Origin of the sequence: Nocardia sp. XZ_19_369, from assembly GCF_015355715.1 — a bacterium.
GTDB lineage: Bacteria > Actinomycetota > Actinomycetes > Mycobacteriales > Mycobacteriaceae > Nocardia.
This window is the reverse complement of record NZ_JACVED010000004.1, coordinates 528,553-549,972: the sequence shown is the minus strand read 5'-3', so window position 1 is coordinate 549,972 and position 21,420 is coordinate 528,553. Positions and strand designations below refer to the sequence as shown.

23 protein-coding genes are annotated in these 21,420 nt (G+C 67.0%); 2 read left to right on the top strand and 21 right to left on the bottom strand.

Annotated features, from left to right (window positions below; all coding sequences use genetic code 11):
* Positions 1-13: 13 nt before the first annotated feature.
* A complete protein-coding gene (locus IBX18_RS17840) occupies positions 14-745 on the bottom strand; it encodes a TetR/AcrR family transcriptional regulator (RefSeq protein WP_194834725.1) in 732 nt (243 codons plus the stop codon).
* Between the two features lie 54 nt (positions 746-799).
* On the opposite strand from IBX18_RS17840, the gene IBX18_RS17835 reads away from it, so the two are divergent.
* A complete protein-coding gene (locus IBX18_RS17835; RefSeq protein WP_306796304.1) occupies positions 800-2,260 on the top strand; it encodes an MFS transporter in 1,461 nt (486 codons plus the stop codon).
* Positions 2,261-2,599: 339 nt separating this feature from the next.
* Here the strand turns inward: IBX18_RS17835 and IBX18_RS17830 are convergent, their stop codons facing one another.
* The 16 genes from IBX18_RS17830 to IBX18_RS17755 all read right to left on the bottom strand — a co-directional run bounded on the left by IBX18_RS17830 (position 2,600) and on the right by IBX18_RS17755 (position 18,556).
* Entirely contained in the window at positions 2,600-3,523 is a 924-nt protein-coding gene (locus tag IBX18_RS17830) for a tyrosine recombinase XerC (RefSeq protein ID WP_107658377.1), read from the bottom strand.
* An 87-nt stretch (positions 3,524-3,610) separates the two neighbouring features.
* Positions 3,611-4,045, bottom strand: coding sequence for a PIN domain-containing protein (locus tag IBX18_RS17825; RefSeq protein WP_194834724.1), 435 nt, complete (start codon positions 4,043-4,045; stop codon positions 3,611-3,613).
* Positions 4,042-4,260, bottom strand: a complete 219-nt coding sequence (locus tag IBX18_RS17820) for a CopG family transcriptional regulator (protein ID WP_228541272.1) — start codon at positions 4,258-4,260, stop codon at positions 4,042-4,044. The genes IBX18_RS17825 and IBX18_RS17820 overlap by 4 nt, the downstream gene beginning before the upstream one ends.
* An 84-nt stretch (positions 4,261-4,344) precedes the next feature.
* Entirely contained in the window at positions 4,345-5,523 is a 1,179-nt protein-coding gene (dprA, locus tag IBX18_RS17815; protein WP_306796303.1) for a DNA-processing protein DprA, read from the bottom strand.
* A 71-nt stretch (positions 5,524-5,594) separates the two neighbouring features.
* Positions 5,595-7,103 carry a YifB family Mg chelatase-like AAA ATPase gene (locus IBX18_RS17810; protein ID WP_194834723.1) on the bottom strand — a complete coding sequence of 503 codons (1,509 nt, stop codon included), beginning with the start codon at positions 7,101-7,103 and terminating at the stop codon, positions 5,595-5,597.
* The gene (locus IBX18_RS17805; RefSeq protein ID WP_194834722.1) at positions 7,103-7,459 is read right to left on the bottom strand and encodes a YraN family protein; all 357 of its coding nucleotides are present in this window, start codon (positions 7,457-7,459) and stop codon (positions 7,103-7,105) included. Before IBX18_RS17805 ends, IBX18_RS17810 begins: the two co-directional genes overlap by 1 nt.
* Before the next feature lie 133 nt (positions 7,460-7,592).
* Positions 7,593-7,898: a DUF2469 domain-containing protein gene (locus IBX18_RS17800; RefSeq protein ID WP_011210678.1), complete on the bottom strand. Its 306-nt coding sequence runs from the start codon at positions 7,896-7,898 to the stop codon at positions 7,593-7,595.
* A 46-nt stretch (positions 7,899-7,944) separates the two neighbouring features.
* Positions 7,945-8,751 (bottom strand): ribonuclease HII, encoded by an 807-nt coding sequence (locus tag IBX18_RS17795; RefSeq protein ID WP_373889200.1) that lies wholly within the window; start codon positions 8,749-8,751, stop codon positions 7,945-7,947.
* Positions 8,752-8,780: 29 nt separating this feature from the next.
* Complete coding sequence (gene lepB / locus IBX18_RS17790; protein ID WP_370465358.1) at positions 8,781-9,563, bottom strand: signal peptidase I; 783 nt, start codon at positions 9,561-9,563, stop codon at positions 8,781-8,783.
* Between the two features lie 251 nt (positions 9,564-9,814).
* A complete protein-coding gene (locus IBX18_RS17785) occupies positions 9,815-10,066 on the bottom strand; it encodes a hypothetical protein (protein WP_194834721.1) in 252 nt (83 codons plus the stop codon).
* A 549-nt stretch (positions 10,067-10,615) separates the two neighbouring features.
* Entirely contained in the window at positions 10,616-10,957 is a 342-nt protein-coding gene (gene rplS, locus IBX18_RS17780) for a 50S ribosomal protein L19 (RefSeq protein WP_029893064.1), read from the bottom strand.
* A 201-nt stretch (positions 10,958-11,158) separates the two neighbouring features.
* Positions 11,159-12,076: a hypothetical protein gene (locus IBX18_RS17775; RefSeq protein ID WP_107658382.1), complete on the bottom strand. Its 918-nt coding sequence runs from the start codon at positions 12,074-12,076 to the stop codon at positions 11,159-11,161.
* Between the two features lie 24 nt (positions 12,077-12,100).
* The gene (locus IBX18_RS17770; protein WP_194834942.1) at positions 12,101-14,500 is read right to left on the bottom strand and encodes a Tex family protein; all 2,400 of its coding nucleotides are present in this window, start codon (positions 14,498-14,500) and stop codon (positions 12,101-12,103) included.
* A gap of 207 nt (positions 14,501-14,707) precedes the next feature.
* On the bottom strand, positions 14,708-15,175 hold the full coding sequence (locus tag IBX18_RS17765) for a hypothetical protein (protein ID WP_194834720.1): 468 nt from the start codon (positions 15,173-15,175) through the stop codon (positions 14,708-14,710).
* A gap of 133 nt (positions 15,176-15,308) precedes the next feature.
* Positions 15,309-16,934 (bottom strand): AMP-binding protein, encoded by a 1,626-nt coding sequence (locus tag IBX18_RS17760; RefSeq protein WP_194834719.1) that lies wholly within the window; start codon positions 16,932-16,934, stop codon positions 15,309-15,311.
* Positions 16,934-18,556 carry an AMP-binding protein gene (locus IBX18_RS17755; RefSeq protein ID WP_194834718.1) on the bottom strand — a complete coding sequence of 541 codons (1,623 nt, stop codon included), beginning with the start codon at positions 18,554-18,556 and terminating at the stop codon, positions 16,934-16,936. The genes IBX18_RS17760 and IBX18_RS17755 overlap by 1 nt, the downstream gene beginning before the upstream one ends.
* 87 nt (positions 18,557-18,643) lie before the next feature.
* Between IBX18_RS17755 and IBX18_RS17750 the strand changes: the two genes are divergently transcribed.
* On the top strand, positions 18,644-19,492 hold the full coding sequence (locus tag IBX18_RS17750; RefSeq protein ID WP_107658387.1) for a LuxR C-terminal-related transcriptional regulator: 849 nt from the start codon (positions 18,644-18,646) through the stop codon (positions 19,490-19,492).
* A gap of 27 nt (positions 19,493-19,519) precedes the next feature.
* On the opposite strand, the gene trmD is transcribed toward IBX18_RS17750, so the two are convergent.
* The 4 genes from trmD to rpsP are packed head-to-tail and all read right to left on the bottom strand — an operon-like array spanning position 19,520 to position 21,418.
* Complete coding sequence (gene trmD, locus IBX18_RS17745; RefSeq protein WP_194834717.1) at positions 19,520-20,206, bottom strand: tRNA (guanosine(37)-N1)-methyltransferase TrmD; 687 nt, start codon at positions 20,204-20,206, stop codon at positions 19,520-19,522.
* 7 nt (positions 20,207-20,213) lie between these two features.
* Positions 20,214-20,738: a ribosome maturation factor RimM gene (gene rimM / locus IBX18_RS17740; protein ID WP_194834716.1), complete on the bottom strand. Its 525-nt coding sequence runs from the start codon at positions 20,736-20,738 to the stop codon at positions 20,214-20,216.
* A complete protein-coding gene (locus IBX18_RS17735) occupies positions 20,739-20,981 on the bottom strand; it encodes an RNA-binding protein (RefSeq protein ID WP_011210690.1) in 243 nt (80 codons plus the stop codon).
* A complete protein-coding gene (gene rpsP, locus IBX18_RS17730; RefSeq protein ID WP_194834715.1) occupies positions 20,981-21,418 on the bottom strand; it encodes a 30S ribosomal protein S16 in 438 nt (145 codons plus the stop codon). The genes IBX18_RS17735 and rpsP overlap by 1 nt, the downstream gene beginning before the upstream one ends.
* Positions 21,419-21,420 lie beyond the last annotated feature (2 nt).

Below are 21,420 nucleotides of genomic sequence, written 5' to 3'. Positions count from 1 at the left end.
GATTGACGATGCCTTAATCCTCGGAGGGAGGCCCCGCCCCCTCGGGAAAACCACGCAGACGGTGCTGGAGACCGTCGAGCAAACACAGCAAACCGAAGTCGAACGCCATCGCTCGCGAGACCTCGGTGTCCTCCGGCGTCGCCTCCTGATAGTCCGCGAGCAGTTCGGGATAGTCCTCGGCCACGCCTTCCATCGTTTGCACGATCATGTCCCTATCGATCTCCATGTCGCCATATGTCTTCCGCCAGGCGATCTCCGGTGTCACCACCCCGAGCACGTAGGACATCACCGTGCCACTGGCGAAGTAGATATCGACGCCGCGGAAGCCCGCGCCGACGTACGCGCGACGCAGCTGGTCGGTGAGCCGCAACGCATTCGGCCCGAGACTGGGTAGCTGCCCGATCAGGGTCGCGCCCCACGGATGTTCGCGCAGCGCGGCGCGGAAATTGTAGGCGAACGTCGTCAGCACCTCACGCCACGGCGCCTGCTCGGGTTCCGGGACCTGCACCATGCCCCAGAACTCGTCGAGGACCCACTCCAGCAGTTCATCTTTGTTGGCCACGTACCAGTAGAGGCTGGTGGCGCCCGCGCCGAGCTTGGCGCCGATCTTGCGCATGCTCAAGGACTCGAGCCCTTCGGCGTCGAGGAGTTCGACGGCGGCGCCGATGATCTGATCGAGGCGTAAACCCGACGTCTTCGGCTGACGGGGTTCGCGGATCCATACCGAGGTGAACTGCTTGGTCACGTGTCGATCCTATATTCACTCGCACATTGTTCGAGTCTCTCGTACGCTGTTCGAGTGGAATCGAACGTTGTACGAGACCCTCGCCGTTGGTGGATTCTGGGGGTCCTTTGCCTGTCCTTGCTGGTGCTGATGCTCGACAGCACCGTGCTCAATCTCGCTATCCCGTCGCTGATCCGGGAACTGGGTGCCACACCGTCGGACGTGCAGTGGATCCTGGACGCCTACGTGCTGGTCTTCGCCGGACTCCTGCTCACCGCGGGCAGCCTGTCCGACCGATTCGGCAGGCGACGGATGCTGATCTACGGCCTCGCCGTCTTCGGCGTCGCATCGCTGGTCGCGGTGCTCGCCACCGAGCCATGGCATGTCGTCGCCGCGCGCGTGGCGATGGGCATCGGCGGTTCGCTGCTGATGCCGTCGACCCTGTCCATCCTGATGACCACCTTCGCCGAGGACGAACGGCGCAAGGCGATGGCCGCCTGGTCGACCGTCTCGATGGTCGGCATCGTGGCCGGGCCGACGCTGGGTGGCCTACTGCTGCAACACTATTGGTGGGGGTCGGTGTTCCTGCTCAATATCCCGGTAGCGGTGCTCGCTATCGTGGCCGCGCTGGTGCTGATGCCGGAGTCCACCGGTGAGCAGCGGCCGGTCGACCTGGTCGGCGTGCTGCTGTCCATCGTCGCGCTGGTGTCGACGGTCTACGTGATCATCGAACGCGAGTGGAATATCGGCATGATCGTGCTAGCGGTGGTGACCGCGATCGGGTTCGTGGTGTGGGAGAGCCGGTCGGAGCATCCAATGTTGCCGCTGGCGGTGTTCCGCAATCGGGACTTCACCGGTACCGCGTTCACGTTGTTGCTGATGGTGTTCGGAATGGGCGCGGTGATGCTGATGCTCACCCAGTACCTGCAGTTCGTGCTCGGCTACGGGCCGATGAAAGCCGGGCTGGCGCTGCTGCCGTATGCGGTGGCCGCCGCGGTGTGCAACGGGCTCGGCGCGACCTTGGGCAAGAAGATCAGCAACAAGGCGCTGATCGTCTCGGGGTTGCTGATCATGGCGGGAGCGTTCGCGATTCTCGCGGTCGGCGAGGGATATCTGTGGATCCTGGTCAGCATGCTGGTCATGGGCATCGGTGGCGGATTGGCCGGCCCCGCCGCCTACACCTCGATCATGAGCGCCATTCCGCTCGAGCACGCCGGTGTCGGTTCGGCCATGAACGACACGTTGCAGCAGGTCGGTATGGCGATCAGCATCGCCATCCTCGGCAGCGTGCTCGCCGGCGTGTTCACCGATCACATGCCGACGGACGCACCCGACGCTGCACGTGAATCCATCGGTGCCGCTTTTCAACTCGGCTTCGGTGAAGCCGCGAAGGATGCGTTCACCACCGCCATGTCGACCGGTTCGTGGATCAGCGCGGGCTTCTGCGTTGCGGCCGCGATACTCGGCGTGACGTTGCTGCGGACGCGGAAACCGTCGGCCGGACTGCCGCAGGCGGACACGGTGGAGGTCGGCTGATCCCATAGGGATCCGCACTACATCTCGGGATCCGCACTCTTCGTGGTGGAGGCGGCGGTGGTCGATCTGCGCCGCCTCCGCCTCCGTCAGCGGATCCGGCCGAGCGCCTGGCAGCACACAGGCCGCCCCGCAACAACCCCACGATGTCCGGCTCGTCCGCCGGCGACAGGGAGTGCGAGTCCTGAAACAAGCGTGGGCAATACGGGTGACGAACGCCGCGTACTGGAGAAGCGGGATCGGTGAATGCGTTGCTCGCAGAGCTGGTCCCGTTCCTTGCGAGCGGGACCAGTGCGGCCACCGCACCCCAGCTGCCACTCGCCGGCGGCTGATCGTCGCACTTCAGGCGCGGGGGTGAGCTTGGTCGTGCACCTTCTTGAGACGTTCGATGGAGACATGGGTGTAGAGCTGGGTGGTGGCCATGCTGGCGTGGCCGAGGAGTTCCTGCACGACGCGGAGGTCCGCACCGCCCTCGAGCAGGTGGGTGGCGGCGGTGTGGCGTAGACCGTGCGGGCCCATATCGGGGGCACCCGGGATGGACGAAACCACCTCATGGACAACGGTTCTGGCCTGACGTTGGTCGAGGCGTTTGCCGCGGCGGCCGAGCAGCAGTGCCCGTCCGGACTCGGCGGTCGCGAAGGCCGCGCGGCCGTGCTGCAGCCAGTGGCCGATCGCCTCGTCGGCGGGGATACCGAAGGGCGCAGAGCGTTCCTTGTTGCCCTTGCCCAGCACCCGAACCACCCGGCGTTCGCGGTCGACGTCGTCGATGTCCAGGCCGCACAACTCGCTGACCCGAATTCCGGTGGAGTACAACAGTTCCACGATCAGCCGGTCGCGCAGTGCCATCGGGTCGTGCTGCGCGGCACCGGATTCCGCGGCACCCATGACGCCGAGCGCCTGCTGCTGGCCGAGTACGGCAGGCAACACCCGGTGCGCTTTGGGCGAACCGAGCCGCAATCCCGGATCGACGGCCAGCCGTCCGGTCTGGGTGAGCCAGGCGGTGAAGGTTCGCGCCGCAGAAGCCCGCCGCGCCATCGTGGTCCGCGCCACCCCCGCCGTCGACTGTTGCGCGAGCCAGGACCGCAGTAGCAGCAGATCCAGTTCGCGCACCGCGGAATCCGCCGATCTGGCATAAAGGTGCGCCAGCAGCGAACGCGCATCCCCCAGGTAGGCGCGCACCGTGTGCGCCGACCGATTCCGCCCGAGCCGCAGATGCCTGCCGTACTCCGTCAGCAGCGCTTCCAGATCCTCGGGTAGCTCATCCATCCCACCACCGTCCCGACAGTCGTCCCCGTTGGCAAGCCACCGCGCCGGTCCCACCCGAGTCGCTCAATCACTCGCCGGGTGGACAAGTCAGCGGTCGTCGGGAAGCAGGCGAAATGCCTTGGCGCCGGTCAGTGGCCGGATCGCCCGAAAATCCCGGCGATCCAGAGTCAGCATCGTGTTGGTCTCGAACTCGGCCGCCAACACCACATTCAATGCATCCGCGAGATCGAGACACAACGACATGTAGTGGTTCTGAATCCGCCGCGCCTTACGGATCAGTCCGGACCCGATTCCGGGAACCAGAAATCTGCCGGTGCGTTCCTGCGCCAGGATCCAATCATTGATGCCATGCGCCGCCGAGCGGTTCATCTCGCGGGTGATGATGTGCTCGATCTCGTGCAGTATCAGCGGCGAGGCGACGACCAGTGCGGCGCGCTGCATCGAGCGTTTGGTCTCCACGTGCTCGCGCTCGACCTTGTTGAAGGCGGCAACCAGCCCCGACGTGTCGGCGATGACGATCACAGCTTGTCGGCGATCGCGTCCGATACAGCCTTCTTGATGTCGTCTTTGGTCACTTCACGACCGAAGTCGAGCTCCGGGATATCCCAGTCGTCGTCTTCCCACCGCTTGGCGCGCAGTGCCGCGATGTGAAACGCCTCGCGGAAATATTCGGACTCTGGACGGCCTTCGCGCGCAGCGGCCGCCTTGATGATCGCGAGGTCATCCTCGTCGACCATGACCGTAGTCTTCTTGAGAGCCATGCTGGTTATGGTACCAGTACCATACATCGGGACATCCTTCCTGATAGGGCTGAGATTCCACTACTTGCCGTACGTCGTTGTTCGTCGCCAGCCATCCGCGTCGGCGGTAACCAGGCCTGCCAGTTCGAGCGCGGGCAGTGCCGCGCGAACGACCGGCAGAGGTAGTCCGGCATAGTTCGCGAGTTCACGGGGCAGGCGAGAACCGATCTCCGGCATAGCCGCGAAGACGAGCGCTTCATCGCCCGACAAGGCTTCTTCACGCTGGTCGTCCCGACCGGCGACGCCGGGCAGGGGCAGGTGGAGGGGGCCCGCCTCATCGATGACCTCTTCGGGGCGCGTGACGAGTAGCGCTTCCCCGTCGCGGATCATCCGATGGCAGCCGACGGATGCGGCCGAGGTGACCGGGCCGGGGACGGCCAGCGCCGGACGGTTGAGGCGCCGTGCCCATTTCACCGTGTTGCGCGCGCCGCTGCGCAATCCCGCCTCGACTACCAGGACGCCGTCGGCCAATGCGGCGACCAGTCGGTTGCGGGCCAGGAATTGGTGCTTGTGGGCGGTGGTTCCTGGGGGATATTCGCTGACCACCAGGCCGGTCTCGGCGATCTCGGCCAGCAGCCGATCGTGTTGTGCGGGGTACGGCCGGTCGACGCCGCAGGCCAGCACCGCGATGGTGCGTCCGCCTACGGCCAGTGCCGCGCGATGCGCCATCCCGTCGATCCCGAAGGCCGCGCCGGACACGATGGTCCAGCCTTGGGCCGCCAGGTCGCCCGCGATCTCGCCGGTGACCTGATTTCCGTACCCACTGCTGCATCGTGCGCCGACGACCGCGAGCGCGCGGTCGCTCGACTCCAGCAACGACAGCGGGCCGCGCACCCACAGCACGAGCGGCACCGCGCCGTCCCGGTCGCGTTCGGCATCGAGTTGGGCAAGTCCCAGTAGCCGCCACGCAGGCCACTCGGGATCCTCGGGTGTGACGACGCGACCACCCATCCGCTCGATCGTATCGAGATCCCTTGCGGCCGAATCCATCCCCCGCCGCTGCTCGGTGGGCCCACGCAGCGACGCAGGCAGGTCGCACTCGCGCACGGCCCGTGCCGCCTCGAGCACGCCCACCGACTCGATCAAGGCCGACAGCGCCGCACACGGCCCGTTCACCACGCGGGACAGATACACCCACGCCAACCGCCGCTCATAGGCGTCGAGATCGATTGGCGCGGAACACCCCTCCGCACCGGCCACCAGAAGTTCTCCACCGTCGCCCCCCGGAAGCGACGCCGCACCATCACCCGTTCGCGTGACCTGCCCAGCACTCACTGCGCACCCCGCTGACGAAAGTTCAATGCCGCCAGCACATCCTGCGAGGTCGGCAGCTCCGCACCACGCAAATCGGCGATTGTCCACGCCACTCTGATGGCACGGTCGGCTCCGCGCGCCGACATTCGACCGAGACGCAGCGCCGTCTCGACCGGAGCGATCGCCTCGCGCGGTAGCCGGAATCGCTGGCGCAGAATATGTCCGGGGACTTCGGCGTTGTTCAGCCAGCCGAACTCCTGCCAGCGCCGCACCGCCGCCTGCCGGGCCACGGCGACCCGCTCGCGCACCACCGCGCTGCTCTCGGCCTCGTCGGTACTGAACGCGGCACCGGACTGACCGCGCATCTGCACCCAGATGTCGATGCGATCCATCAGCGGCCCGGACAGTTTCCCGAGATAGCGGCGCCGGGCGAGCGGCGCGCAGATGCAGTCGACGTCCCGCGCCGGTGCGCACGGGCAGGGGTTGGCCGCGAGCACCAGCTGGAACCGCGCCGGATATCGGGCGACGCCGTCGCGGCGGGCAATGCGAACCTCGCCCTCTTCCAACGGAGTTCGCATCGCCTCCAGGACCTTGGCCCCGATCTCGGCGCATTCGTCGAGGAACAGCACGCCGCGGTGCGCTCTGCTCACCGCACCCGGCCGTGCGGTGCCCGAGCCGCCGCCGACCATCGCGGTCACCGACGTCGAGTGGTGTGGTGCGACGAACGGCGGCATCGTGATGAGCGGATGATCCCCGGACAGCACGCCCGCCATCGAATGGATGGCGGTCACCTCCAACGATTCGGACTCCGAGAGCGGTGGCAACAGCCCCGGAAGACGCTGCGCCAGCATGGTCTTCCCGATCCCCGGCGGACCGGTGAGCAGCAGATGGTGCCCGCCGGCCGCGGCCACCTCCAGTGCCCAACGGGCTTCGTCCTGCCCGACCACCTCGCTCAGATCACCGCCGGAGCGCACCGGATCGGGCAGCTGGCCGCTCGGTTCGGGAAGCGTGCCTTCACCACGCAACCACGCCACCACCATGCGCAGGCTGGGCGCCCCGAAAACCTCCACCCCGGCGACCAATCCGGCTTCGGCCATCGCCGCTTCCGGCACCACGACCGCAGGCCACCCCGCATTGCGGGCCGCGATCACCGCGGGCAGGACGCCGCGCACCCGCCGGACCCGGCCGTCCAGCGCGAGCTCACCGAGCAGCACCGTCTTCGCCAGCCGCTCCGACGGAACCGCACCCGACGCGTCGAGCACCGCGATGGCCAGGGCCAGATCGTAAACGCTGCCGATCTTGGGCAGCGTCGCAGGCGACAGCGCCAGAATCACCCGCCCGTCCGGCCACTTCTCCCCCGAGTTCGCCACGGCCGAGCGCACCCGGTCCCGCGATTCCTGCAGGGCCGTATCCGGCAGGCCGACCAGGTGCACCGAGGGCAGCCCCTGTCCGATGTCGGCTTCGATCTCGACCAGCAGACCGTCCACCCCGGTGACCGCGACCGAATGAGCCCGGCCGAGGGCCATCAGAACACCGCCTGGAGATGATCGATCTGCGGCTTTTGTCCGCGGATCAGGAGCACCGAGACGACGTCGAACCGGATGTGCCGCCACGGCCCGTCCTGCTCGGCCAGCCACAGCAGGGCGAGCCGTCGAATGCGCTGCTGTTTGGTGAAGGTGACCGATTCGGCCGGTATCCCGAACCCGAGCCCGGACCGGGTCTTGACCTCCACGAATGCGGTGACGTCGGCGTCCCTGGCGATCAGGTCCAGTTCGCCGTATCTGCATCGCCAGTTTCTGCTGACGATCTCCATCCCCGCGGCCTGCAGGTACCGTGCCGCCAGTTTCTCGCCGTACGCGCCGAGCGCCCTTGTGTCTGTCACTCGGTCAGCGTCCCCGCCCGGGCACCGCGCCTTCGGGCCTCGACCTGGGCAAAGACAAAACCTGTTGATAGCCGAGACCCTGTGGACAACTCGCGGTGCACAGGCACCGCGGGCAGTGGGCCGAGCCGGCCGGTTACTCCGGCAGGCGCAGGTCCGGCTTCTCGAGCTCTTCGATGTTGACGTCCTTGAAGGTGATCACTCGGACGTGCTTGACGAAGCGGGCCGGGCGGTACATGTCCCACACCCAGGCGTCGCTCATCCGAACCTCGAAATACACCTCACCGTCGGCGTTTTGCGGGCGCAGCTCCACGGAGTTGGCCAGATAGAAACGGCGCTCGGTCTCCACCACGTACGAGAACTGACCGACGATGTCTTTGTACTCTCGGTACAGCGAGAGCTCCATCTCGGTTTCGTACTTCTCGAGGTCCTCGGCACTCATCGGGTGGGACGTCCTCCTTCTCGCCGCGTTGCGTCGTGTGCTGACATCATCGCGCATGGGTAGCGCCGGTAGCCACTCGGCTATCCGGACGCACGACTTGGAACTCCTCGGACATCACCGGGTCGACCTCGCCCGCGAGTACCGCGTCGGCCTCCTCGGCCACCGTGGCGACCGGCCGCAAGCCCGCCGCCTCCCGCACATTGCGCCAGGAACGCCGGTGTTCGTCGCTGGGGCCGAGGCGGTTCAACGCGGCGATGTGGTCGGGCGTGTTGTAGCCCTTGTGGGATGCGAAACCGTAGCCGGGGAATCGCGCGTCGAGCTCGACCATCATCCGGTCCCTGGTGACCTTGGCCAGGATGCTGGCGGCGGCGATGCAGGCCGCGGCCGCGTCACCGCCGATCACCGGCAGTGACGGCGCCGGAATGCCCGGCACCCGGAACCCGTCGGTCAGCACATATCCAGGCGGCTGACCGAGTCCGGCGACCGCGCGCCGCATGCCTTCGATATTGGCGACGTGGATGCCGATCGAATCGATCTCCCAGGACGGGATCACCACCACGTTCCAGGCCAGCGACAGCCGGGTGATGATCGGATACAGCTCTTCCCGGACGGGCTCGGTGAGCTTCTTCGAATCATCGAGCCCGGCCAGCTTGTCGTAGGCCTTCGGCGCCAGCAGGCACGCTGCGACGACCAGCGGTCCCGCACACGGTCCGCGGCCCGCCTCGTCGACGCCGGCCACCGGGCCGAGCCCGCTCCGGATCAACGCCGCTTCCAGCGTGCGCAACCCACTGGCCTTGCGCATCACCACGCGCGGCGGCCACCCATTGCTCTGTACCACTCGACCCTGCCCCACCGTCCAATTATGCTGCGGCCGCTGATGGTCTAGTTTTCCTGGGCGTTCTCCGAACGCACCGGACCGATCCGCCCGGGCGGCCAGATCTTGAAGACGGCCTTGCCGCGGACGTTGTCCACCGGCACGGTGCCTTGGAGTTCGTCCTTGATGTGGGCACGCGAATCCCGCGACTCGTTGCGGTTGTCGCCCATCACCCACAGATGCCCCTCGGGCACCTTCACCGGCTTGAACTCGCGCCCGCCACCGGCGCCGAAGGGCTGGCCGGGGGTATACGGGACGATGTAGCGGGCATAAGGCTCGTCCAGCGGCTTGCCGTCGACGATGACCCGCCCCTGCGGATCACAGCATTCGACGGTCTGCCCGCCGACCGCGATCACGCGTTTGACCAGGTCGTTCTCGTCCGGGGGCACCAGGCCGAAGAACGAGAAGAAGTTCTGCACGCCGCGCACGGCGGCGTTGTCCGATCGGATCGATCGGTAGGTGTCGTTCCAGGAGGGCGGTCCGACGAACACGACGACGTCGCCCGGCTTCGGATCACCCCAGTAGTAGCTGAGTTTCTGCACGTAGATGCGGTCGCCCGTGCAACCGGCGCAGCCGTGCAGGGTGGTCTCCATCGACTGGGACGGAATCACGTACGGGCGCCCGATGAACGTGACCATGAGGGCTGCGATCACCGCCGCGATCACGACCAGGATCGGCAGCTCCTGCCAGAACGGTCGCTGTTTGCGCTGCTTTCCGCGCCGCCTGCTGCGCGGACGGTTTCCTTCGTCGTCCGACCCGGACACCGCAATCGACCCGCTTTCGTCTGCCACGCGGACTAGATTAGCCCGCTCATTGGGGGTGCTGCAGTGGAGTACAGGTTCATGTCCACTGACGCGACCTTCGGTACTACCCTCGGTTGATCATGCCCTAGGCACCGGCGTGCCCGGCTCACCCGACAGAGTTTCGTGCCGACATGGCAGGACCCCCGAGCGAGGCGCTGCTGAACAGCGCGAACTCGACTCGGAGGTCCGTTGCCGGTCAGGTCACCCCGCGACTACCGCGGTCCGCCGACGATGCGGGCTCAGTGCCACATGATCGTGAAGTAGTACTTGCCGCTGATCGTGCCGTTGCTCCCGTCGCCGACGTAGCAGTCGTAGACCACGCCGTTGACTTCCCGATCGGCGCTCCACCGGTCGGTATTGCAGGACTCGAAGGTGTCGTACGGGCCGTGCGGATTGTTCCCACCCGGGTAGGCGGACGCGAGCCCGGCCACCGCGGGCATTGCCAGCAAAGCCCCCGCCACCGCTACCGTGCTGATGAGTTTCGAAACCATTGATCATTCCCCTTCCCTGAATTCACCTTCGACAGTCTCGGCTTGTTTGTTTGCCGATCCTGGACAGAATCCAGCACTGATCGATCACTAGCGACAGCCGAATTGCACTGCGACGAATCGAGCTCACGCGTCGAGACGTCAGCGATATGCGAATCCCCCACCCCCTGGTGAACGGCTCAGTCCTGCTCCGTCGGAACGGATTTCAGCACATCCGGCGGCGTCCGGTCAACCGGCGCGACCGGCGTGGACCGCACGAACGCCGCCGCTCAGGGCCGCTACCTGGCAAGATCGTTTCGAGTCCGTGGCCGATTCGACGGCGGGGCCGATTCGCGGAACGGGTGCGGCAGTGGAGCGCCGCGCCGTCGAATACGAGTGCCATGCCATCAGCAATTCGCTGCATATGGCCGCTCCGATTCGACCATCGGCAATTCGGCCGAATTACCCGGCACCGAACAAGCGAATAGCCCGACATCCGGAGATATCGGGCTATTCGAGATAGCTCTGCGTGGCGACAGCCACGACGTGCCGCGCGGGGCGCGACAGGTCAGCTCAGCGCTTTTCCTTGATCTTGGCGGCCTTGCCGCGCAGATCGCGCAGGTAGTACAGCTTGGCGCGACGGACGTCACCGCGGGTGACGACCTCGATGTGGTCGATGTTCGGGGTGTGCACCGGGAAGGTGCGCTCCACGCCGACACCGAACGACACCTTGCGGACCGTGAAGGTCTCGCGGATGCCGCCGCCCTGGCGTCGGATGACGACGCCCTTGAAGACCTGGATGCGCTCCTTCGAGCCTTCGATGACCTTTACGTGCACATTGAGGGTGTCGCCCGGCCGGAAGTCGGGGACGTCGCTGCGCAGCGACTTCTCGTCGACGAAGTCAAGGGTGTTCATTTCCATCCTTATGGGTTCGCGCGAACAGAGGACCCTGGCGGCACATCGCGTGCTCGGCCGGTTCATGCTCCGATTCAAGGGGATGCGCCTGGTCCACGATCACCCAGGGCAACCTGAGTATTGTGCCAGATCAGGGGGTCGCCGGAAAAATCGGCCCCCATGGCCGGGCTTCAGCGGGCCGGATCAGGTCGTAACCGGCACTCACTCACGGTCAGGCGCGTGGACCACCGGCTCGGCGTCAGGTGTGTCCGCCACCGGCTCATGGTCCGAGGAGAACAGGGACAAGTGGTGGCGGTGGGGTGCGGGTGGGGCGGGCACCACGGTGCGGGTCAGCTCGGCTTCGGCGGCGGTGCGGACATGTTCGACGTCGGGTTTACCGGCGACCAGGTCTTGGACGAAGATTTTGGCGCGGATGACAGGGCGGCGGTAGCGGCGTTCGCGGACGATGGCGCGGTACATGAGGCGCCGGCGGTCGGCGTAACGCCAGCGGGCCCAGGGCGCGCCCGGCCTGCTGAGGCGGAGCGCACCCACCACGAGCAACGGCAGGAAGAACATGCCGAACAGGCCGGTCCAGATCTTGCCCTTGGCGATGACCATGGCCGCGAGCCCGAGGTTCACCACGGCGAAGGCGACCACGAACACCCGGACCTCGATGCTCGGGTCGCTGCGGAAGTCGTTGATGTCCAGCAACCACAGCGGGTGAAAACCCAGCAGTAGCAACCCGGTTACCGCGAGCGCGACGAACACCGCGTCGACCGAGGTGCGTCCCTGCTCCTCCCAGTACACGTCGCGCAGATAGAAGATCAGCGCGAATTCGTCGAGGGTGAGCGCGGCACCGACACCGAAGGCGGCGGCGAGCACGGCGGCCGTGGTGGTGTCGGCGGTCTGGTACTGGGTGACCATGCCGACGCCGGACGCCAGCACCAGGATCACCCCGAACACCATGTGGTGAATGTGCACCCCGCCGGACCGCACGTTGCCCGGCCACCAGCGCACCTGTTTCCGAATCAGCCGGACGCTGAGCCGGATCAACAGGAAGCCGACGATGAACCCTAGAAGGAAGCACAGCAGCGGGAGCCTGCCCTGCGCGATCACATCCTCACTGAGCCACCGTCGCATGGCCGCCTGAATCCTCCGTCCGAACTACTGCCCGAAACCCGCCCGGCGCAACGCATCCGCCATCGAACCGGTCGGCGCGGGCGCGTTGCGGCGCTGATTGCCACCGCCGCGAGCCTGGCCCTGGTTCCGCTGACCTTGATTGCGGCCCTGCTGGTTCTTGCCCTGCCCATTCTGCCGCTCCGGCGCGCCACCCTTGCGCTCACCTTGGCCACGCTGCCGGTTCTCGCCTCGTTCGCCCTTGGCGGCGACGCCCGGCTCGTCGTCCAGCCGCAGCGACAATCCGATGCGCTGCCTGGCGACGTCGACCTCGAGCACCTTCACCTTGACCACGTCACCGGTGTTCACCACCTCGCGCGGATCCTTGATGAAGTTGTGCGACATCGCCGAAACGTGCACGAGCCCGTCCTGGTGCACACCGATGTCGACGAACGCGCCGAACGCGGCGACGTTCGTGACGACCCCTTCGAGCACCATGCCGGGCTCGAGGTCGGCGACCTTCTCCACGCCCGCGGCGAATTCCGCGGTCTTGAACTCCGGTCGCGGGTCGCGGCCGGGCTTCTCGAGCTCGCTGATGATGTCGGTGACGGTCGGCAGACCGAAGCGTTCGTCGGTGAACTCGTCGGCGCGCAGCGAGCGCAGCACGGTCGTGTTGCCGATGACCTCGGTGATGTCGCGGCTGGTCTTCTCCATGATCCGCCGGACCACCGGGTACGCCTCGGGGTGCACCGCGGAGGTGTCCAGCGGGTCGTCACCGCCGCGAATCCGCAGGAAGCCCGCGCACTGTTCGAACGCCTTGGGCCCGAGCCGAGGTACCTCGAGCAGCGCGGTCCGGCTACGGAACGGCCCGTTCTGATCCCGGTGCGCCACAATGCTTTCCGCCACCGAACCGGCGATGCCGGACACCCGCGACAGCAGCGGCACCGAGGCGGTGTTCACGTCGACGCCGACCGCGTTCACCGCGTCCTCGACCACCGCACCCAGCGAACGCGCCAGCAGCGTCTCGGACACGTCGTGCTGGTACTGGCCGACGCCGATCGACTTCGGATCGATCTTCACCAGTTCGGCCAACGGGTCCTGCAGGCGGCGCGCGATCGACACCGCGCCGCGCAGCGACACGTCCATGTCGGGCAGTTCCTGGGTGGCGTAGGCGGAGGCGGAGTACACCGACGCGCCCGCCTCGGACACCACGATCTTGGTCGGCTTGTTCTCCGGAATGCGCGAAATGAGTTCGGTGGCAAGGGCATCGGTCTCCCGCGAGGCGGTGCCGTTGCCGATGGCGATGAGCTCGACCCCGAAGCGGGCGACCAGCGCGCCGAGCACGGCGAGGGACTTCTCGGTCTGCCCCTGCGGCTTGTGCGGGTAGATCACCTCGGTGGCGACCGCCTTGCCGGTGGCGTCGACGACGGCCACCTTCACGCCGGTCCGGTAGCCGGGGTCCAAACCCATGGTGGTGCGGGTGCCGGCCGGCGCGGCGAGCAGCAGGTCGCGCAGGTTCGCCGCGAACACGTCGACGGCGTCCTTCTCGGCTGCCTGCCGCAGCCGCATCCTGGTGTCGATGCCAAGGCTCACTTGCAGTTTGGTCCGCCACGCCCAGCGCACGGTGTCCAGCAGCCACGTGTCGGCGGCGCGGCCCTTGTCGGCGATGCCGAACTTGACGGCGATGCGTCCCTCGTAAATCGAGCGTTCGCCCGGCTCGAGTTCTTCGGTGTCCGGCTCGAGATGGAGCGACAGCACGTCTTCCTTCTCACCGCGCAGCAGCGCGAGGATGCGGTGCGAGGGCAGCTTGGTGAACGGCTCGTTGAACTCGAAGTAGTCGGCGAACTTGGCGCCGGCCTCCTCCTTGCCCGCGCGCACGGTCGACCGGACCTGGCCGCGGTTCCACATCAGCTCGCGCAGCTCACCGACCAGGTCGGCGTCTTCGGCGAACCGCTCGACCAGGATCGACCGCGCGCCGTCGAGCTGCTCGGCGTTGTACTGCGCGGGATCGGTGGTCGGGTCGTTGATCAGCGCGTCGGCGACCGGCTCGTGGCCCGCCTCGCGCGCGATCTGCGCCTTGGTGCGCCGCTTCGGCTTGTACGGCAGGTAGATGTCCTCGAGCCGGGCCTTGGTCTCGGCGAGCATGATCTGCTGGTGCAGCGCGTCGTCGAGTTTGCCCTGGCCGCGGATGGATTCGAGGATGGCGCCGCGGCGCTCGTCGAGCTCGCGGATGTAGTGCAGACGCTCGTCGAGCAGGCGCAGCTGCGCATCGTCGAGGCCGCCGGTGACTTCCTTGCGGTATCGCGCGATGAACGGCACGGTCGAGCCGGCGTCGAGTAGCTCGACGGTGGCACGCACCTGGCTCTCCCGCACCGCGAGTTCGTCGGCGATACGACGGTTCACACTCGCCTGGCTCGCGACACCGAGGGGCGTCGCGGATGGGAGCACGGCGGGGTCGGACTCTGCACTTACAGTCTCGGGCGCTGTCGTCACGTCCGCAGACACTACCGGGACCACCCGACACGGGGCCCGCACCCAGTGGAACCGGGTCGCACGTGCCGTGTCACCGCTGGTCCCGGTCTTCGGCACGACGCACCGAACCAGGCCGAGCACGCTCGGCCTGGTTCGGTGGTTCGCGCAACTGGACCCAATTGCCTACGGCAAGATCAATTCCGGGCTGTACATCCGGATGATCCCGTTGCCGTCCTTGGTGACCTCGGTGAAGCTGACATACCGATGTCCCGGCTTCGACAGGGCCTGATCCACGGTCAACGGCGGGGAGGGGTACCTGCCATTGGTGCAAGGAAATGGCCCGCTGGTGGCGACGTGCTCATCGGTGCCCCCGTTGGCGTATGCGTCTTTATCCACGACGGTCACCACCATGGTGCAATTCTTCGAATTGATGGAATCGTTTTTGAAGGTGATTCCACCGAATGCCCTCGGCACGCCGTTCTCCGCATAAATGCACGACTCCACTTCCGCGGAACCATCACTTGTCAGGTAAATACCCGAGCATTCGTAGGGGCTGTTCGGCGCCGCGGAGGCGGCCGGTGCGACCATGAGCAGTGGTGCGGCGCCGACGAAAACGCCAGCCAGGACACGTGATAACGAACTGATGGACATGCAAGACCTTTCGATATCAGATTTGTCAATCCCCGAAAATGACCTTGTTCCACCATATGTGGATCACCGGCAACTCACATGACCACACAATTCGGGGCATCCGCTACGTTAACGTCTCTCACCAGCAGCGATATCAGACTTCCTGTGGCAAACCCAGGAGCCCACGTGACAATTCACGCATCTCCGCCTTGCGAATTTTGCCGGTAACGGTCATCGGAAACTCCTCGACCACGTGCACATAGCGCGGAATCTTGAAGTGCGCCAGCTTGCCCGCGCAGAACGCGCGCACGGCCTCGGCGTCCAACGGTGCCGCACCGTCGCGCATCCGGACCCAAGCCATCAGCTCCTCACCGTATTTCGGGTCGGGCACGCCGATCACCTGCGCATCCAGGATGTCGGGATGGGTGTAGAGGAACTCCTCGATCTCGCGCGGGTAGACGTTCTCGCCGCCGCGGATGACCATGTCCTTGATGCGGCCGGTGATCGCCAGATAGCCGTCGTCGTCCATCACGCCGATGTCGCCGGTGTGCATCCAGCGGGCGGTGTCGATCGCCTCGGTGGACTTGGCCTGGTCGTTCCAGTAGCCGAGCATCACCGAGTAGCCGCGGGTGCAGAGTTCGCCCGGCTCGCCGCGCGGCACCGTGAGACCCGTTGCCGGATCGACGATCTTGACCTCGAGGTGCGGGCCGACCCGGCCGACGGTCGCGGTACGGCGGTCGATGCCGTCGTCGCGGCGGGTCTGAGTGGACACCGGCGAGGTCTCGGTCATGCCGTAACAGATGCACACCTCGTGCATGCCCATCCGGTCGATGACCCGCTTCATCACCTCGACGGGACACGGCGAGCCCGCCATGATGCCGGTGCGCAAGCTCGACAGATCCGGTGTGGCGGAATCCAATTCGGTGAGCAGTGCGATGAACATGGTCGGCACACCGTAGAGCGAGGTGCAGCGTTCGGACTCGACGGCGGCCAGGGTCGCCACCGGATCGAACGCCGGTGCCGGAATCACCACCGCCGCACCGTGACTCGTGCTGGCCAGATTGCCCATGACCATGCCGAAGCAGTGGTAGAACGGCACCGGCACGCAGATCCGGTCCTGGTCGGTGTAGCCGCACAGTTCGCCGACGAAGAAGCCGTTGTTCAGGATGTTGTGGTGGCTCAGTGTGGCGCCCTTGGGGAAACCTGTTGTCCCCGAGGTGTATTGAATGTTGATCGGATCGTCGATGGACAGTTCCGCGCCCAGCACGGCCAACCGATCCGCGTCGATCGCGGTGCCGGCCAGCTCATCCCATTCCGGCGTACCGAGCACCAGCACCTGCTCCAGTGCCGGGCAGTTCGGCCGGACCTCCTCGATCATCGCGACATAGTTCGACGTCTTGAACTCCGGCGCCGCGACCAGTACCCGCACACCCGCCTGGCACAGCACGTATTCCAGCTCGCTGGTGCGGTAGGCGGGATTGATATTGACCAGGATCGCGCCGATCTTCGCCGTCGCGTACTGCACGAAGAACCATTCGGCGCAGTTGGGTGCCCAGATGCCGACCCGGTCGCCCTTGCCGATGCCGCGCGCGGCCAGTCCGCTGGCCAGCGCGTCGATCGCGGCGCCGAGCTCGCGGTAGGTCCAGCGCCGATCGGTGGGCTTGTCCACCAACGCTTCCCGGTCCGGGTAGGCGGCGACGGTGCGGTCGAGATTGCCGCCGATGGTGTCACCGAGCAGCGGGGTCTCCGAGGTGCCGGACGCGTAACTCGGCAGCGCCATCACTTGTTTCCCTTCTGCCGCAGCACATATCGCTGCACCTTGCCGCTCGGCGTCTTCGGCAGACTCTCCACGAAGTGCACCGTGCGCGGGTAGGCGTGGGCGGCGAACTTCTTCTTCACCAGATCCTGCAGCTCGGCCTCCAGCTCGACGCTACCGGCGAACCCGTCGCGCAACACCACGAACGCCTCGAGCACCTCACCGCGCAGCTCGTCGGGCATGCCGACCACCGCCGCCTCGGCGACCTGGTCGTGCAACACCAGCACGCTCTCCACCTCGAACGGGCCGATCCGGTAACCGGCCATGATGATCACGTCGTCGTCGCGCGCGGAGAAGCGGAAGAAACCGTTCTCATCCTGCGAGCCCGCGTCGCCGGTGAGGTACCAGCGACCGTCGGAGGTGTAGCGCTGTGCGGTGCGCTCCGGGGCGTTGAGATAGCCGAGAAACCAGAGCAGCGGGCTGTTTTCGGTGTCGATGGCCACCCGGCCGAGCTCGCCGGTGGGCGCGATGGTGTCGCTGTCATCGGACAGCACCGCACACGTCCACCCGGGCAGCGCCCGGCCCATCGAGCCGGCCGGGACCTCGGCGTCGAGCGCCTCGTGCCAGGAGTTGCAGATCAGCATGCCGTGCTCGGTCTGCCCGTAATGGTCGCGCACCGCGACACCCAGATGCTCCTGCGACCACGCGACCACCTCGGGGGTCAGCGGTTCACCGGCGGACGAGGCGCGCCGCAGTGCGGCATGCATCGACGCCCCGGCGCTGTCGGCGCGCAGTGCGCGATAGACCGTCGGGGCGGCGGTGAAGTTGGTGACGCCGAAGCGTCCCAGCACCTGCCAGGTGAGCGTCGGCGAGAACGCGGCGTGCAACAGGATGCCACGCACACCGCTGGCCAGCGGCGCCATGATCGCCCAGTAGAGGCCATAGGCCCAGCCCGGATCGGCCGCGTTCCAGAAGACGTCGTCCGCACGCACGTCCAGCGCGAACTCCTGATACGCCTGGAACGACGCGAGTGCGCGCAACGGAATCGGCACGCCCTTGGGCGTTCCGGTGGTGCCGCTGGTGAACAGCTCGACCAGCAGACCGTCGCCGCCGATCACCGCCGCCGGTTCGTGCTGCGCGTCTTCGGCGAGCAGATCCAGCATGCCCAGCGTGCCCTCGGGCGCGTCACCGCTGACGATGAGCTGCCACGGCGGGTCGGCGGGCAGGTCGGGGCCGGGCGCCAGTTTGGCCGCTTGATCGGCATCGGCGATGACGATCGAGGTGCCGCTCGCCTCCAGCCGGAACGCGATCGCCGGCGGCGCGAACGCGGTGAACAACGGAACATGCACCGCACCCCGACGCCAGATCCCGAGCAATGCCACCACCAGATCGGTGGATTTCCCCATCAATGTCGCCACCCGGTCGCCCTGCTGGATCCCCAGTTGGGCCAGGCCGGTGGCGAAACGCGTTGAACGTTCACGCAGTTCGCCGTAGGTGAGATCGATCGAGGACAGGTCGCGATCGACGATGGTGAAGGCGATCGCATCCGCCGGATGCCGGTCACACAGCAGGTCCGCCGCGCACGCGTCGGGCCGGTCGTACATGTCCAGCAGTTCGCGCACCCGCGCAGTCAGGTCGGTGCCCATTTCCGCCACTCCTCATCATGATCCCGCTCACCCAATAGGATGTGGGTCACATCGATCACCCACTACCCCCGAAAAGGGGTGAGTCCCATGACCCACAGTTCACTGTTGCGTCCACGCGACGCCGACGCCTTGCGCGCCGAAATCCGCTGGGTAGCGGGCACGGCGCGGGTGCCGGTGGCGTTCGGCGGCGAAGTGCACGGTGATGCACTGCTGCTATCAGAATTCGTCGGCACCCTGACCAACGGCCTGCGCGGACTCTCGGTGCTGCGCACCTCGGGTCTCGGTGGGCGCGTGATGGATTCCGGCCGCCCCGCCTCGGTCTCGGATTACTTCAACACCTCCAGCATCACCCACCACTACGACGGACCGGTCTCCGGCGAAGGGCTGCGCTCGATCGTCGCGGTGCCGGTGGTGGTCGGCCAGCGCTCGCGCGCGGTGCTCTACGCGGCGACGCGTGGCGCGAGCCCGCTGGGCGATCGCACCGCCGACCTCGTCGTGCAGGCCGGTCGCCGGCTGGCCACCGAGATCGCCATCCGCGATGAGGTGGACCGGCGCCTGCGGCTGCTCGAGGCGACCAACCCGGCCTCCGACACCGCACCCGCCATGGCCGAGGAGCTGCGCGACATCCACGCCGAACTGCGCGGCATGGTCCACTCGGCCGACGACCACCTCCGCAATCGTCTACACACCGTCTGCGAACGTTTGACGCGCGTGATGGTCGGCGACCCGGCCACAGATGCACCGCATCTGTCTCGGCGGGAGTTGGACGTGCTCGCCCAGATCGCGCTCGGCTGCACCAATCAGGAAGCCGCCCAACGCCTCTCGGTCGGGCCGGAGACCATCAAGAGCTACCTCCGCAACGCCATGACCAAGCTGGACGCGCACACCCGCCACGAAGCCGTGGTCACCGCACGTCGGCACGGATTACTGCCGTAGACAGGTGCTCTCGACGCGAGAGCACCTTCAGTCGGTGCCGGGAAGCAGGTCCGGGCGGCGGGCGCGGGTGCGCTCGACGGATTGCTCGTGGCGCCAGGCGGCCACCTTGGCGTGGTCGCCGGACAGCAGCACCGAGGGGACCTCGAGGTCGCGCCAGACGACGGGGCGGGTATAGCTGGGGCCTTCGAGCAGGCCGTCGGAGAACGAATCCTCTTGGTGGGATTGCTGATTGCCGAGAACACCCGGCAGCAGGCGGACGACGGCTTCGGCCATGACGAGCACGGCGGCCTCGCCACCGATGAGGACGTAGTCGCCGATGCTGACCTCTTCGACGCGGACTCGGCGGGCGGCGTCGTCGAAGACGCGCTGATCGATGCCTTCGTAGCGGCCGCAGGCGAAAACGAGGTGGTCTTCGGCGGCCCAGCGGTGCGCGGTCTCCTGGGTGAACGGCACACCGGCGGGTGTGGGGACGACCAGCAGCGCGTCGTCGGGGCAGACCTCGTCGAGGGCGTCACCCCAGACGGTCGGCTTCATGACCATGCCCGGACCGCCGCCATAGGGCGAATCGTCGACGGACTTGTGCACGTCGTGGGTCCATCGGCGCAGGTCGTGCACGTCCAGCGCGAGCAGGCCCTTGTCGATTGCCTTGCCCAGCAACGCCGTTCGCAGTGGCTCCAGGTATTCCGGGAAGATCGTGACGACATCGAGTTTCACGCCGACCTCATTCCGGATCGAGGAGTCCTTCGGGCGGATCGATGACGATCAGCCGGTCCGCGAGGGACACCGTTGGCACGATGGCGGTGACGAAGGGGATCAGGATCTCCCGGCCGTCTTCCGCGGCGGTCACCGAAAGCAGTTCTCCCGCAGCGGAATGCAGTACTTCGCGCACGGTGCCGACCACAGTCTCGTCGGTGAGCTGGACGGTCAGCCCCTCGAGTTCGTGGTCGTAGTACTCGTCCGGGTCGTCGGACGGCGGCAGCTCTTCGCTGTCCACCACGAACAGTGTGCCGCGCAATGCGGCGGCCGCGTCCCGGTCGGCGACACCGGCGAGAAACACCAGAAGCCGGCCCGAGTGCTCTCGGGCCGACTCCACGGTGAAGTCGCGGACTTCCGTGGATCGCGGCAGCCGACCGCGCAGCGTGCTGCCCGGCGCGAACCGGGCCGCGGGATCATCGGTGCGTATCTCGACGACCAGTTCACCGCGCACGCCGTGCGACTTGGCGACCCGTCCTACGACAAGTTCCATCTACTGATCGGTGTCGACCACGTCGACCCGGATGCCCCGGCCGCCGATGCCGGCGACGAGGGTGCGCAGCGCGGTCGCGGTACGACCGCCGCGACCGATCACCTTGCCCAGGTCGTCGGGGTGCACGTGCACCTCGACGGTGCGTCCGCGGCGGCCGGTGATCAGCTCGACGCGGACGTCATCGGGATTGGCGACGATGCCGCGAACCAAATGTTCGACAGCATCGGCGACGACGGCGCTCATTACTCGGAGGCCTCGGTAGCGGCAGGGGCCTCAGCGGCCTCTTCCTTCTTGGCGGCCTTCTTCTTCGGGGTGACGGCCTCGTTGGTCGGGCCGTTGTCGGCGGCGGCCAGCGCGGCGTTGAACAGGTCCAGCTTGGACGTCTTCTCGGCCTTGGTCTTCAGGGTGCCCTCGGTGCCCGGCAGGCCCTTGAACTTCTGCCAGTCGCCGGTGATCTCCAGCAGGCGCTGGACGGGCTCGGTCGGCTGCGCGCCGACACTCAGCCAGTACTGAGCGCGCTCGGAATCGATCTCGATGAGCGACGGCTCTTCCTTCGGGTGGTACAGGCCGATGGACTCGATGGACCGGCCGTCCCGGCGGGTGCGCGCGTCGGCGACGACGATGCGGTACTGCGGGTTGCGGATCTTGCCCAGGCGGGTGAGCTTGATGCGAACAGCCATGC

What these genes read in the sequence shown, in the direction of transcription:
- IBX18_RS17765 (WP_194834720.1), bottom strand. Translation starts at nt 15,175, where the DNA reads ATGTCCATCAGTTCGTTATCACGTGTCCTGGCTGGCGTTTTCGTCGGC.
- rpsP (WP_194834715.1), bottom strand. Translation starts at nt 21,418, where the DNA reads ATGGCTGTTCGCATCAAGCTCACCCGCCTGGGCAAGATCCGCAACCCG.
- rplS (WP_029893064.1), bottom strand. Translation starts at nt 10,957, where the DNA reads ATGAACACCCTTGACTTCGTCGACGAGAAGTCGCTGCGCAGCGACGTC.
- IBX18_RS17810 (WP_194834723.1), bottom strand. Translation starts at nt 7,103, where the DNA reads ATGGCCCTCGGCCGGGCTCATTCGGTCGCGGTCACCGGGGTGGACGGT.
- IBX18_RS17755 (WP_194834718.1), bottom strand. Translation starts at nt 18,556, where the DNA reads ATGGGCACCGACCTGACTGCGCGGGTGCGCGAACTGCTGGACATGTAC.
- IBX18_RS17750 (WP_107658387.1), top strand. Translation starts at nt 18,644, where the DNA reads ATGACCCACAGTTCACTGTTGCGTCCACGCGACGCCGACGCCTTGCGC.
- IBX18_RS17775 (WP_107658382.1), bottom strand. Translation starts at nt 12,076, where the DNA reads ATGCGACGGTGGCTCAGTGAGGATGTGATCGCGCAGGGCAGGCTCCCG.
- IBX18_RS17800 (WP_011210678.1), bottom strand. Translation starts at nt 7,898, where the DNA reads ATGAGTGCCGAGGACCTCGAGAAGTACGAAACCGAGATGGAGCTCTCG.
- IBX18_RS17830 (WP_107658377.1), bottom strand. Translation starts at nt 3,523, where the DNA reads ATGGATGAGCTACCCGAGGATCTGGAAGCGCTGCTGACGGAGTACGGC.
- IBX18_RS17785 (WP_194834721.1), bottom strand. Translation starts at nt 10,066, where the DNA reads ATGGTTTCGAAACTCATCAGCACGGTAGCGGTGGCGGGGGCTTTGCTG.
- IBX18_RS17735 (WP_011210690.1), bottom strand. Translation starts at nt 20,981, where the DNA reads ATGAGCGCCGTCGTCGCCGATGCTGTCGAACATTTGGTTCGCGGCATC.
- rimM (WP_194834716.1), bottom strand. Translation starts at nt 20,738, where the DNA reads ATGGAACTTGTCGTAGGACGGGTCGCCAAGTCGCACGGCGTGCGCGGT.
- IBX18_RS17820 (WP_228541272.1), bottom strand. Translation starts at nt 4,260, where the DNA reads ATGGTCGACGAGGATGACCTCGCGATCATCAAGGCGGCCGCTGCGCGC.
- IBX18_RS17760 (WP_194834719.1), bottom strand. Translation starts at nt 16,934, where the DNA reads ATGGCGCTGCCGAGTTACGCGTCCGGCACCTCGGAGACCCCGCTGCTC.